At 53.5% G+C, this 12,996-nt stretch carries 13 protein-coding genes; 2 read left to right on the top strand and 11 right to left on the bottom strand.

From position 1 onward, the window contains the following. The 4 genes from MTP37_RS02480 to MTP37_RS02465 all read right to left on the bottom strand — a co-directional run bounded on the left by MTP37_RS02480 (position 1) and on the right by MTP37_RS02465 (position 3,298). On the bottom strand, positions 1–1,155 hold the full coding sequence (locus MTP37_RS02480) for a toxic anion resistance protein (protein WP_249238058.1): 1,155 nt from the start codon (positions 1,153–1,155) through the stop codon (positions 1–3). Positions 1,156–1,195: 40 nt separating this feature from the next. Then, a complete protein-coding gene (locus tag MTP37_RS02475; protein WP_249238057.1) occupies positions 1,196–1,822 on the bottom strand; it encodes a 5-bromo-4-chloroindolyl phosphate hydrolysis family protein in 627 nt (208 codons plus the stop codon). Positions 1,823–1,922: 100 nt separating this feature from the next. After that, positions 1,923–2,411 carry a DNA-deoxyinosine glycosylase gene (locus tag MTP37_RS02470; protein WP_249238056.1) on the bottom strand — a complete coding sequence of 163 codons (489 nt, stop codon included), beginning with the start codon at positions 2,409–2,411 and terminating at the stop codon, positions 1,923–1,925. Then, positions 2,408–3,298: an HAD family hydrolase gene (locus MTP37_RS02465; RefSeq protein ID WP_249238055.1), complete on the bottom strand. Its 891-nt coding sequence runs from the start codon at positions 3,296–3,298 to the stop codon at positions 2,408–2,410. The genes MTP37_RS02470 and MTP37_RS02465 overlap by 4 nt, the downstream gene beginning before the upstream one ends. A 228-nt stretch (positions 3,299–3,526) precedes the next feature. Between MTP37_RS02465 and MTP37_RS02460 the strand changes: the two genes are divergently transcribed. Then, on the top strand, positions 3,527–3,937 hold the full coding sequence (locus MTP37_RS02460) for an ATP-binding cassette domain-containing protein (protein WP_249238054.1): 411 nt from the start codon (positions 3,527–3,529) through the stop codon (positions 3,935–3,937). A gap of 189 nt (positions 3,938–4,126) precedes the next feature. Here MTP37_RS02460 and MTP37_RS02455 read toward each other — a convergent pair whose 3' ends face one another. The 3 genes from MTP37_RS02455 to MTP37_RS02445 form a co-directional block, all read right to left on the bottom strand. After that, on the bottom strand, positions 4,127–5,788 hold the full coding sequence (locus MTP37_RS02455) for a recombinase family protein (RefSeq protein WP_249238053.1): 1,662 nt from the start codon (positions 5,786–5,788) through the stop codon (positions 4,127–4,129). Between the two features lie 144 nt (positions 5,789–5,932). Next, on the bottom strand, positions 5,933–6,496 hold the full coding sequence (locus MTP37_RS02450; RefSeq protein ID WP_113991666.1) for a chromate transporter: 564 nt from the start codon (positions 6,494–6,496) through the stop codon (positions 5,933–5,935). After that, entirely contained in the window at positions 6,493–7,080 is a 588-nt protein-coding gene (locus tag MTP37_RS02445; protein ID WP_113991665.1) for a chromate transporter, read from the bottom strand. The genes MTP37_RS02450 and MTP37_RS02445 overlap by 4 nt, the downstream gene beginning before the upstream one ends. 147 nt (positions 7,081–7,227) lie before the next feature. On the opposite strand from MTP37_RS02445, the gene MTP37_RS02440 reads away from it, so the two are divergent. Further along, on the top strand, positions 7,228–8,337 hold the full coding sequence (locus tag MTP37_RS02440; protein WP_249238052.1) for an anaerobic sulfatase maturase: 1,110 nt from the start codon (positions 7,228–7,230) through the stop codon (positions 8,335–8,337). Between the two features lie 41 nt (positions 8,338–8,378). On the opposite strand, the gene MTP37_RS02435 is transcribed toward MTP37_RS02440, so the two are convergent. From MTP37_RS02435 to MTP37_RS02420, 4 genes are read right to left on the bottom strand one after another with little or no spacing between them, the layout of a single operon-like run. Then, positions 8,379–9,497, bottom strand: coding sequence for a GntR family transcriptional regulator (locus MTP37_RS02435; protein WP_249238051.1), 1,119 nt, complete (start codon positions 9,495–9,497; stop codon positions 8,379–8,381). 16 nt (positions 9,498–9,513) lie between these two features. Beyond that, positions 9,514–10,869: a sulfatase-like hydrolase/transferase gene (locus MTP37_RS02430; protein ID WP_117535515.1), complete on the bottom strand. Its 1,356-nt coding sequence runs from the start codon at positions 10,867–10,869 to the stop codon at positions 9,514–9,516. 14 nt (positions 10,870–10,883) lie between these two features. Further along, on the bottom strand, positions 10,884–12,392 hold the full coding sequence (locus MTP37_RS02425) for a tripartite tricarboxylate transporter permease (protein WP_249238050.1): 1,509 nt from the start codon (positions 12,390–12,392) through the stop codon (positions 10,884–10,886). 11 nt (positions 12,393–12,403) lie between these two features. Beyond that, the gene (locus tag MTP37_RS02420; RefSeq protein WP_113991662.1) at positions 12,404–12,919 is read right to left on the bottom strand and encodes a tripartite tricarboxylate transporter TctB family protein; all 516 of its coding nucleotides are present in this window, start codon (positions 12,917–12,919) and stop codon (positions 12,404–12,406) included. Positions 12,920–12,996 lie beyond the last annotated feature (77 nt).

The following is a 12,996-nucleotide window of genomic DNA, read 5'->3' as shown; positions in this document are numbered from 1 at the left end:
TCAGCTCCGGATCTCCATCATTTTTGCTTTCAGTTCGTCCTCGATGCGGTTCAGCTCCTGCTCGGCGGCGGCACGCTTTGCGCGGCCCTCGCTCTGGATCTTGTTCAGCTCGTCCAGCGTCTCGATCAGGCTCTTGTTGGTCTGCTGCAGGGTCTCGATGTCCACCACACCGCGCTGGGACTCCTTGGCGGTCTCGATGGTACCCATCTTCAGGGCCTCCGCGTTCTTCTTGAGCAGGTCGTTGGTCATATCGGTAACGGCACGCTCGGCCTGCATGGCCTGCTGGCTGTGGGCCAGACCCAATGCCAGCACCATCTGGTTCTTCCACAGCGGGATGGTGTTGACGATGGTGGACTGGATCTTTTCTGCCATCATGGTGTTGTTGTTCTGCAAAAGGCGGATCTGGGGGCCCATCTGCAGGCTGATGTTGCGGGTGAGCTCCAGATCGTAGAGCTTCTTTTCAAACCGCTCGCACTGATCGGCCAGATCGCGGGCAGCCTGTGCGTCCTCCGGCAGGCCGGAAACCTTGGCCTTGTCCATGGCCTGCTGCAGCTCATTTGCCCGCACATCGGCCAGCTTCTTTTTGCCGGCCAGGATATACATGCTCAGCTCCTTGAAGTAGGCCATGTTCAGCTCATACATCTTATCCAGCATGGCGATGTCCTTGAGCAGCTGCACCTGATGGCCCTCCAGCATGGACTGGATCTTTTCCACGTTGGTCTCGGCCTTGTTGTACTTCATCTTCATGGCGTCCAGCTGGTCGCCCTTCTTCTTGAAGAAGCCCAGAATGCCCTTTTTCTCCTCCTCACCGGCATCAAAGCTTTTCAGCTCACCGATCAGGCTGGTGATCATGTCGCCCACCTCGCCCAGATCCTTGGTGGATACCTTGGAGAGCGCAGCCTCGGAGAAATCGCCGATCTTTTTCTGGCAGGCAGAGCCGTACTGCAGCACCTGCTGGCTGTTGGTAATGTCGATCTTCTCGGCGAACTGGTCCACCATGGCCTGCTCCTCCGGGGTCAGGTTCACCTGTGCCTCCGGAGCGGGGGCTTCCTGCTGGACGGGCGCAGCCTTTTCCTCCGCTGCCGGGGCGGGGTCCAGCGTCAGGGTGGGCACAGCGGGTGCATCCAGATCAAAGTTGAATGTATTGTCTGCCATAAGAGATTCCTTCCTTTCCAAATACCGGTTACCTTTTTCTTCAGCTCAGGCCCTGTCCCTTGAGCATGCTCTGCAGCACCGTGATGTCTGCAGAAAGGTCCATGCTCTCGGCGGCGTACAGGGCATCCAGCTGGTTTTCAAACGCCGTGGCAATGGAAGCAGCATTGTGCTCCACCTCGGTACGGATGGCTGCGGCATTCTCGCCGCGCACGCCCTGCTTTGCCAGCTTTGCATACTGCTGCAGCACGTTCACCGCATCCGGCAGGTAGTAGTTTGCGAACCTGCGCACCTGCTTTGCCTTTTCCGGGTTTGCTTCCACCGCCTCCACAATGGAGCGGCCCGCCTTTTCCATGCGGGTCATGGCGGCAGAGAGCTGCGGGTCCGGCAGCTGCTCGTTGAGGGTGTGCAGGGTATCCAGTTTCTGCTGGATGTCGGTCAGCATCGCGTCCACATCCTCCACGCCGGTGTGGAAGGGCACTTCGTGCTCCACCACCCGGGGCGGGCAGACCTTCTGCGCCGCGCCAAAGGCGATCAGGGCGCCGCCCAGCGCTGCCAGCAGCGCCCACAGCTTATACACCGGCAGTACCGTGCACAATCCCAAAAAGACCAGCGCCATTGCATAAAATGGCAGAACGCTGGGCTTCTGGGTGCGGATGATCTTACTCATGAACCTTCTCCTTCTTTGGGGAAGCTTCCCCTTATGTTACCCATGATACCGCACCCGGCGAAAAACGCAAGGGTTTCACGGATAATTTACAACCTTGCAATCATTTGGAAATCCACGGGCCCAGCGCTTCGCCCCAGACCGCGCGCAGCGTTTCCGGGCGGCAGGCGGCGTTTGCCGGGCTGGTGCTGGGCAGCTTGACGGCCGCGATGCCGGACACCGGCTGCAGATACTTTGTATAGATGCGGTAAGCCGCCGCACCGTTGCAGAACACCGCCTCGATGGGTGCCTTTGCCAGCAGTGCGGCGATATCATTCGGCACCGCATCCCGGATGGAAGCGTCCGACGCCCCGGTGATGGTGCAGCGTTCCAGCGTGTCCCAGAGGGCCAGACCATGGCGCAGGATGATCTGCTTTTTGGCTTCGATATCCTCCCGCGCGGGCGTCTGCTCCCCGGTCAGCGCGGCCAGCATGGGCCAGAAGCGGTTCTGCGGGTGGCCGTAGTAAAAGGCCATCTCGCGGCTTTTGGGGCTGGGCCATGTGCCCAGGATCAGCGCCCGGCTGTGCTCGTTATACACCGGGTCAAAGCTCATTGTCCGCCTGCACTTTCAATTTTATCCCAAGGCGAGCCAAGGTCGCGGCCGGACGGCACCGCTGTGGGGCCGTCGAACCACAGCTCCTCGATCAGTGCCGCCATGCCGTCCTCCCGCACGTCGCCAATGATGCGGTCGGCGGCAGCCTTCGCGTCCGGCGTGCCGTTTGCCATGCAGCAGCCAAGGCCCGCTGCCTTCAGCATGCCCACATCGTTGGCAGAATCCCCTGCCGCTACGGCATCGGCCAGCGTCAGACCCATTTTTTCACACAGGTCGGCAAGGCCCACGCCCTTGTCCATTCCACCGCGCACGATGTCGTAGTAGCACAGGCCGTCCGCATTCTGCGCGCCCACCTGCATCCAGTGCAGGCCCAGATGGCCGTACTTTGCCGCAAAATCTGCCACGTGCTCCGGCGGCACTGCCGCAAAGGCCGCGTGGGGCATATCGATCAGGTGGCGGTCCTGATCTTCGCCGTCCACACAGTCCAGCCCGATGCTGTTCATCTGCTGGTAGCCCCTGTGCAGATATTCATACTCGCAGTAGGCGTAGCAGGCATCCCTGAAATTGAACTGCAGCGGATAGTTATAATCCTCGCAGAAATCCACCAACGCATACATTTCCTCGGCAGTGAGCGGGTGCTCTGCCACGATGCGACCCTCGCGGTCCACCACGCAGGCACCGTTGCAGGTGATGGCGTAGTCGAACCGGATGCCGCCCAGCTGCCCCTTGAGGCTGACGCACGGATAGGCACGGCCGGTGCTGAGCACGAATCTGCCGCCTGCGGCCTGCAGCTTCTTTACCGCCTTGACCACCTTCTGGCGGGGCTTGCTCTCGCCAAAGGGCACCAGTGTATTGTCATAATCGCTTGCCAGAATCTTATATTGCATTCTTTTCTCCCCTATGGAACCAGTTTTGTACCAGTATACCATACTTTTTAAATTTTGTGGTGCATTTGTGCATAAAAATAAGGCTGTCGCACAGGATCTCATGCAACAGCCTCATACGCGGTTCTTCTCAGATCGTCCAGTTCCGGCTTACCGACCGGGTACATTTTCGAGAAGGCGGGCCAGAGTGAGGATGAGATCATCCAGAACATGAGCAAACTTTATAAGAACGTGATCATTCTGGACTCCGGCGCGGGCTTTTTTGCCCTTCTGGTCGCGGCGCTGGCGCCCGAAGTTCCCGGTGCAGCACAGTTCCAGCTGATGGAACTTCTGCAAAGCCTTGCGCAGCAGGGCCGGACGGTCGTGATGGTTTTGCACGACCTTGCCCACGCGATGCAGTACAGCGATGCCGTGGGTGTATTCGCAGACGGAAAACATGCCGCCTTTGCGGAACCCTCCCAACTGTATGAGCAGAAAATCTGGGAGGAAGTGTTTCAGGTAAAACTCTGTAAGGCACTGGATGGAACATATTATATCAAGCCGCTGGAAAGAAACGCACTGTTTCATGCTGTTGCCCCCCTTGTTTCAAAAACGGGGCTGTTGCAAAATAAAAATGCGATAGCAGCTTGCACAAAGAGATAGTGCAAAAAATAAAAGCCCGGAACCCTTTTTGAGCCGTTTTGGCTCTGAAAAGGTTCCGGGTTTTGTTCATAATTTTTCAAAGAGCTATTTTGCAACAGCCTCTTTATAAATCATCCATTTCTCCCGAATGAACGGCAGGCCTCCCGGTAGACATTCCTACAGGTTGGGAACCGCGGCGGAATCTGGCGGTCAGGGCCTTACGGGTTGCGTTTGCTGATTTTTCTGCAGCCCCTTGGCAGGGCTTTGAAAAATCAGAACGCGGCCCCAACAACTCCTCCCTGTTTCAGCCGCTGGCTGCGGTCGTCGTCGTTGCTGTTCAAGTCCTCTTCCGCACCGAAAAAGAAAAACCAGTACACATTGTGTACTGGTTTTTCTTGGTGCAGTAAAGCAATTCAAATCCGAACCATTTCCCTCGGATGCAACTTCTGTCGCTTCTCCAAAGGTGACGGTCTGTGTTCCTTCTTTATAGTTGAAGGTTATCAAAACCTTATCATCGTACAGATAAATCGCATTGATGAAGGTATCCACCAGCGCCTGCCGCTGGTCTTTCAGGCTCATATCCAGCTTACGGAATCGCAGCAGCCAGAACCGGATGAACTCCTCCGTGACCTTGGGCTTTGCCAGCTTCTCTTCCGCAATGCGGGCTTCAAGCTCACGCTTGGTTTCTTCCAGCTGCTCCAGCCGCTCCTTGGTGGAGCTGGTCAGAATACCAGCCTGTATCGCGTTCAGCATATTCTGGATACCGGATTCCGCATCACGAAGCTGTTTCTCATAGAGAGGAATGTTGGTATTCTCCTTATTTTGCAGTTCCATCACCTTGGCGATGATGGACTCCATAGCGGCATCGTCTTTCACAAGCTGCATGGTCTGGTTGACCACAAGATCTTCCAGCCACTGTTTACGGACAGTCTTTTTCTTGCAGCCCTTGTGCTTTTTGGCAGTAGCACATTTATAATAGCGGTGGACTTCACCCGTCCGGCTCGTACCACTCTCGCCAAACATCAACGCCCCACAGTAGCCGCAGAACAACTTGGTGGTGAGCAGATAGTCGTCCTCTGCCTTTCTACGGGCAGGGGCTTTCTTGTTTTTCAACATCTTTTCCTGTACATCATTGAAAAGCTCTGCGGACACGATAGGTGGAATCGCATCGGGAATCAGGACGTCCCGGTACTTCAACTCGCCGATATATCGGCGGTTGCTCAGCATGTGCTGGATGACATTGAAAGTCATTGGCCCACCGCGCTTATTCTTGATGCCCTTTTCATTGAGCCAATCCCGAATCTCCCGCATCGTCTGTCCGTCATTGTACCGCTGGAAAGCTTCAGCTACAAAGGGAGCTGTGAGTGGGTCGATTTCAAAGCGGCGGTCTGCGTTGATGGTGTAGCCGAAAGGGATAGCACCGCCAGAAAATTTGCCTTTCAGGGCGTTTTCCGTCATGCCGCGAATGACCTTTTCGGACAGATCAGCGGAGTAATACTCGGCATAACCTTCCAGAACCGATTCCAGAATGATACCTCCCGGGCCATCCGAAATGATCTCGGTGGCAGACATAAGCTTGACACCATTCTTTTTCAGCTGGGTCTTATACCGGGCACTGTCGTAGCGGTTCCGGGCAAAACGGTCCAGCTTCCAGACCAGCACGATGTCAAACAGCTTTTTGTCGCTGTCTTTGATCATCTGCTGAAACTCCGGGCGGTTGTCCGTCTTGGCAGAGATGGCACGGTCGATATAGTGCTTGACCACTGTGATGCCATTCTTTTCAGCATAAGCCGTACATTCACGAATCTGGCCTTCGATGGATTCTTCGCGCTGGTTATCCGATGAATAGCGAGCATAGATCACGGCGGTCATGGCAGGCACCTCCCATTTATACATCATTGAACGGTAATACGTTCATCAAAGCAATGTTTCGTATAATGTATATACCACAGTTTTGCCCTGATTGCAAGCCCAATGATTTATTTTCATGATTCCAACAGACAAATTGTCTTAAGATTATATTCCGAGCAAAATGTGAAGTCCAAGCCCGGCCACGCCGCACAGGCACATGGTCAGGATGGGATTCCACTTGAGCTTCCGTAGGACAAAAAATGCCGATGCAAAACTGCCGATGCCGATCCAGTCTACGTTGGCGAGCGCCTTTGCACTCTCTCCGAACACCACCATAGACAGTATAGAAAGACCTGCACCAAAGATAAGCGCTACAATGACCGGACGCAGGCATGCCAGAACACTTTGCAGCAGAGAAATATCCTTGTATTTACGATAGATGTAGGATAGAAGTGAAACAAAGAACAGCGCCGGTGTAATGCAACCTAGTGTTGCAATGATGGCTCCGGGTACCTGCGCGATACGCAAACCAACAAAAGTTGCCGAGTTGACCGCAATGGGACCAGGGGTCATTTCTGCAATCGTGATGAGGTCAGTAAACTCCTGCATCGTCAGCCAGCCATGTTGTTCCACCACTTGGCTCTGGATCAGCGGCATGGCCGCATAGCCGCCGCCTACGCTGAACATACCCACCTGCAAAAAGCTGAGAAAAAGCTGTAAGTAGATCATTTTGCACCACCTTTTTTCCACTGGACCAGAGCCAGCACCACGCCGAATACTGCAGCGGCAAGGATGACCACCACCACATTGACATCAAACACCGTATTTGCGACAAACGCTGCGACCATCAGGGCAATATACACCCATGAGCGGATCTTCAGCACCTTGCCGCCGAGGTCAAATACAACATCCAGAATGACCGCCGCCACACCAGCCTGCATTCCCTTGAGTAACAACGCGATATAGCGATTGGTGGCAAAAGCATTGTAGAACACAGAAATGATTGAAAGAATGACCATAGGTGGGATGATGGTGCCCAACACTGCCACGATCATTCCAATCAAGCCTTCTACCTGCCAACCTACCAGAATTGCAGCATTGACCGCGATTGCGCCCGGAGAGGACTGCGCCAACGCTGTCATATCCAGCATTTCCTGTTCATCGATCCAGTGTAGCTCATCTACAAATTTTTTCTTCATAAAGGTCACGATGACAAAGCCGCCGCCGAAGGTAAAGCTGCTAATGTACAGCGTACTCAAAAACAGCTTCCAAAGCCGTGCTGACCGTGTACCGTATGTTTTATTTTCATCCATACAAGTTTTCTTCTCCTTTTTTTGATTTTCGGACAACTATATTCGTTTTCTTACTATTTCAAACAGCTTTTAACTATTACTGCTTGCGAAAGCCCGTATTTTCCGGTATCCTTGTTTTAAGAACTGCGAAGCACGGAGGGAATCTCTATGAAACATAATACATTTCTCGTCAAGCCAGCGTCCAGCCTGTGCAATCTGCGTTGCCGGTACTGCTTTTATGACGATGTTTCCAACAGCCGAGCCTGCAAAAATATGGGACTGCTTTCCCATGAAATGGCAGGAGAACTGGTTGAAAAGGCTTTTGCAGCCACAGAGGAAGGCGGCAGCGTCCATTTTCTGTTTCAGGGCGGCGAACCGACTCTTGCCGGGTTGGATTTCTTCCGGTTCTTTCTGGAAACGGAGCGTTCCATGCAGCGCAATATCTCTGTGTTCCACAGCATCCAAACCAATGGCATTTGTCTGGATGAAGAGTGGGCTTCCTTTTTCAAAGCCAACTCTTTCCTCGTAGGCCTCTCTCTGGACGGCACACAGGAGAACCATGATCTCTATCGGCTGGACGCAGCTGGGCAGGGCACATGGGATAAAGTAACTCATGCGCTTGCGCTGCTGGATGCCTACAGGGTCGAAACGAATCTGCTCTGTGTTGTGACCGGACAGCTGACCAGAAAGCCGCAGCGAGCCTTCAAAAGCCTCTGCGAGTTGGGACAGCACAATCTGCAATTCATCCCATGTCTTGACCCACTTGATACGATTGGAGGGCAGGCATATTCTCTAACGCCGGAACTTTATGGTCGTTTTCTGTGCGGCGTCTTTGATACTTGGTATCAGCAGCTGCAACGAGGCAATTATATCAGCGTTCGCAATTTTGAGGACTATCTGCGTATCCTGCTGGGAATGCCGCCTACCTCCTGCGCTTCCTCCGGTTCCTGTGGACATTATCTTACCGTAGAAGGTGACGGAAGCCTTTATCCCTGTGACTTTTATGTTCTGGATGAGTGGAAGCTGGGAAATCTGAGCCACTGTACCGTTGAAGATGCGCTTGATTCTCCCACAAGCCAGACATTTCTGGCACAGGGCCGAAAACGCCCGGCGGAATGCGCAGCATGTGCTTATCAGCTGCTCTGCCGGGGCGGATGCAAGCGAGATTGGGATGCCTCTGGAAGCAACCGCTTTTGCGCAGCGTATAAGCAGTTCTTTGCCTATGTGCTTCCGCGCCTGCATACTGCTGCACATTTTCTGGCACAACAAAACCGATAAAGAGATTCTCCCGGAGAGCAGTATTGCCTCCGGGAGAATCTTTATTTTACCTTTTTGATCTTCCGGATGGAATGGCCATCGTAGAGGATGGGCTTCATGACATAAGTGTAGTTCCGGTCATCGCATTCGCCGGTGGAAATCATCTCCATAAGCCGCAGCGCAAGCTGACGTCCCATCTCGAAGCCTTGCTCCACGGAGCAGGTAACATCCTCCTGCCGATAAGTTTCTTCGGAATAATCAAAACAGACCAGCGAATAATCTTCGGGTACAGTCTTCCCCATTTTCTGCAGGGTTTTCATGACCAGCCGATAGATGGTGTAGTTGCAGCAGACGATAGCGGTGCATTTAGGGATGCTCTTCAGAAATCTTTCAATGGAACGGACATAGCTTTCGTTGTGGGCTTCATCCGAAATACACCACTTGATGTAATCATCGTTCAGTTCCAAACCACGATTTCGCATCGCTTCCGCCATGCCTTGAAACTTTTCTACGCTCTGGTAGTTGTCGTACACGAAGATGCCTGCAATGTGGCTGTGTCCGGCATCCATCAGGCGTCCTATCAGCTGATGGGCACATTCGATGTCATTGATCGTTACGCGGGGGCAGCGCAAGTTCCGATAGAAGTTGTTGTAGAATATCACCGGGATCTTACGTCGGTAAAGCTCCTTGTAGCAGTCAAGATTTGGGCTGAGGATGCTCGATTTGACACCATCCACGATGAAACCGTGAAAATTCTGATGTACCACAGTCTCCAGACAGCGGCGTTCGTTGCAGAATTTGTTATCGGTCAGAAATACATGGAGGTCAACCTGCTCCTGCGTCAGAACACTGCGAACCCCTTCGATTAATCCCGAATTGGCACTTGTATCCTGTCCCTGCAGGACAAGGCCGATTTTATAAAGGGCATCATCTGTGTTCAAATCCCGCGTCATTACTTTTTCTCGGTGGAAATAAGTCCCACTTCCCTTGAGCTTGTACACGAGTCCTTCTGCTACCAACTGGTCGATGGCCACTCGTATCGTTTCTCGGCTGACACCCAGCTTCCGGCAGAGCGCATTTTCCGAAGGCAAACGCTGGTTCCCGGAAAATTTGTTTTCGTCAATATAAGCCAGAAGCCAGCGATAAACCTGATCGGATTTTTTCTCAACAGCCGAGAGCATGGGCAAGCGCTCCTTTTCAGTCGGTGATAGTGGGGCGGCTACCTTCCGCGTGCTGAATCCAGTTCAGCAGACGTTCACGAAGTTCCGCCTTGACCGCAGCATATGCAGGATCCGCGACCACATTGTTCAGCTGCCACGGGTCTTTCTGCATATCGTAAAGGAAGTCGTCTGCATAAACATCGGATGCCGCAGCCTCGCCGCCGTTGACGCCGGGTGCATAGACAGAATACATATAATCTGCAGTACGGATGCAGCGTCCGCAACGGCTTTCCGAAATCTGTGCATAGACCTCATTGACTCTATTATGGTTTTTCTTTTCCACAACGTCAAGCAGATTTTCACCGATCATCTTATCACCGACATCCACGCCTGCCAGAGCCAGCAGAGTTTTGGGAATGCTTTCGGTGCTGACCAGGTCGGTGATCTCCTTGCCACCCTTGAACGGGCCGCCACAGATGACCAGCGGCACATGCAGGCAACCGTCATGGCAGGAGCGCTTGTAATCATCATAGCCGTTCAGGTGCGCATCACGGTTGCGGGTCTTGAAGTGAGAGCCATGGTCGGAAGCATAGAGGATAACTGTATTATCATACAGGCCTTTTTCTTTCAGCTTTGACACCAGCTTACCAAGGTTTTCATCAAGGCTGGCACACTGGCCCAGATAATCCGGGTACTCTTCCGCTGCGTTTCCACCCAGAGCCTTCAGATCTTCCGGCAGAACAAAATCTGCGAATCGCTGCTTGGAACCGTTGGGGCCTTCGTAGTGATTATGGTCGTTCTGATGGTGCGGCTCGATCTGCGACACGGTCATGAAGAAGGGCTTTTCGCCGGCATACTGGTCAAGATAGTCCAGCGCAAACTGGTTAATGCAGTCGGCACGGTAGCCCTTGAAATCGATGCGGTTGTTGTTCTCATCAAACACATAGCCATCGTAGCCGTGGGAGGTGAACTCCAGCACATCCGCAGCACGCCAGTAACCGGTATAGCCACCGCGCAGCTCCAGCGGAACAGCGGTGATGGTGTGGTCAACGGTGGGCTTTTTCTCCAGCTCACCGTCCGAAGCCAGATGCCACTTGCCAATGTAGGCCGTCTCGTAGCCGGCATCCTTTTCCATGTACTCGCCCAGCGTCTTGATGTTGGAGGGCAGCATCAGATTATTGCGGAAGCAACCGGTCTCGGTGGGATATTTGCCGGTCTGGAACAGAGCACGGCAGGGGCCGCACACCGGCTGAGGCGAAAAGGCATTGTCAAACTTCACACCCTCTGCCGCCAGCTTGTCCAGATTAGGCGTGATATTCAGTGGCTGGCCGAAGCAGCCGCAGGTGTCCCAGCGCTGCTGGTCACTGAAATAGAAAATGATATTATATGCCATGGTTTTACCTTCCTTTACTGTTCTGCTTTGGTGTTCTTTGCTTCCTTCATCTTGCCGCGCAGAATGCCGAGAATGACCACCACGATCAGCGCAATGAAGATCCAGCAGTACACACTACTGACGAAAATTCTGGGGCTTCCATCCGAGATGAGCAAAGCACGGCGGAAGTTGGTTTCCGTCATGTTGCCCAGCACCATACCCAACAGCACAGGGACAGCGGGCAGCTCCAGCTTGCGCATGAACCACGCCATCACGCCGAACACCAGCGCAACGCTCAAATCAAAATAGCTGCTGTTCACCGAGTAAGCACCGGCGAAACAGAAAATCACGATGATGGGGGTCAAGATCTGCTGAGGGATGGAGACGACCTTTGCAAACAGGCTAGTCAGGTATTTGCCCTGCAGGAACATGAAGATGTTCACGAGGATAAGGCCCAGCATGATGGCATACATGATAGCGCCGTCGGTGGTGAACAGCGAGAGACCGGGGTTCAGGCCATTTATCATCAGGGCCGACAACATGATGGCCACGCAGCCGTCGCCGGGGATGCCCAGCGTCAGCAAGGGAATCAGGGTCGCGCCACAGACGGCATTGTTGGCAGACTCAGCAGCCGCAACGCCCTCCACAGAACCGTGGCCGAATTCCTCGGGATGCTTGGACAGGTTCTTCGCAGTGTTGTAGGAGAACCACGAGGCCTCCGACGCACCCGTGCCAGGTACGATACCAACACAGGAACCGATGATAGAACCCATCAGCACTGGTCGGAACATCCGCTTGTATTCATCTTTTGTGATTTTGCCGTCATCATTGCCGATTTTTCCGGCGTGAAGGTTCAACTCATTCCGCTTCAGCTCTGCCTTGCCAATGATTTCCACCAGTGCGAACAAACCGATGAGGGTAACGGCAAGGTCAAGACCCAGATACAGACGGGGAATACCAAATGTAAAGCGGTCATAGCTGGTCATGGGGTCTGCGCCCACACAGGAAATAAGCAAACCAAGGCAGGCGGCGATGATGCCCTTGACAAGGCTCTTACCAGAAACGCCTGCAATAATCGTCATGCCGAACAGGCAGACCATAAAGTACTCCGCCGTGCCGAGCTGTGCCGAAATTTTTGCGACCTGAGGGCCGAGGAAGAGCAGCACCAACGCAGAGAAGATACCGCCAAAGGTAGATGCATAAAGTGCAATTTTCAACGCCGCCTTAGTGCGGCCCATTTTGGACAGCGGATAGCCGTCCAGCATAGTAGCCGCCGCGTGGGGCGTACCCGGCGTGTTGATAAGGATAGCCGATACCGAGCCACCATAGCCACCTGCGCAGTAAATGCCCAACAGGAACATCATGCCGGGAATCGCACGCATGGTATAAGTGACAGGCAGGAATAGGATGATGCAGAGGATAACACTTAATCCCGGGATGGCCGCGAACACGCAGCCAATAAAGACGCCGAGGTTTATCCAGATGATATTTTCGAGGGTGAAAAGCAGCCCGGAGGCCGGGCCGATAAAGTCAAACAAACCCATATTCTGCCTCCTCAGAAACTAACATTCAGCACAAAGTGGAATACGACCCAAATCAACACAGCCATTGAAACTGTGATGGCATAGTAAAGGGGTTTCTTGCAGCGGAAAAAGACCAGAAATGCCAGTGCGCAGAATACAGCGCCCACAACAAACAGATCCGTGACCTCTGCCAGCAGATAAGTGACCACCAGAATGAGGACGATGACGAGTGCTTTTGTTTCCACCAAAAGATTCAGCGTTTTAGTTTTGGTCGGGCGGTGCATCACCATGTTGTATGCCTCGCGGCCCACCAGAAGGGCGCTCATGGCCAGCATGAGCCAAATCAGCATCGTCGGGAAAGCGCGGCCATTCACAACGTCTTTTTCCGAGATCTGCACCTGCTGCGGCATGATGAGCAGCAGCACGATGCCAATGACCAGAAACAGAATGCCGCAAATCAGGTCTACCGGGTACTCGATGTTCTTCTGTTCGAGCTTTGCGCCCCATTCATCCAGTTTTGCTTCGGCACGTTCTATCAGATTTTTCACTTGTTTCAACTCCTTTTGGAAACATAAAAGCAGGGAGAAGGGGATGTCCCCGTTCCCCCTGCTTCAGCTTTTTGTCG

The organism is Faecalibacterium sp. HTF-F, from assembly GCF_023347535.1.
GTDB lineage: Bacteria > Bacillota > Clostridia > Oscillospirales > Ruminococcaceae > Faecalibacterium > Faecalibacterium wellingii.
Note: the sequence above shows the minus strand (reverse complement) of the source record. Positions and strands in the feature narration are given on the sequence as shown.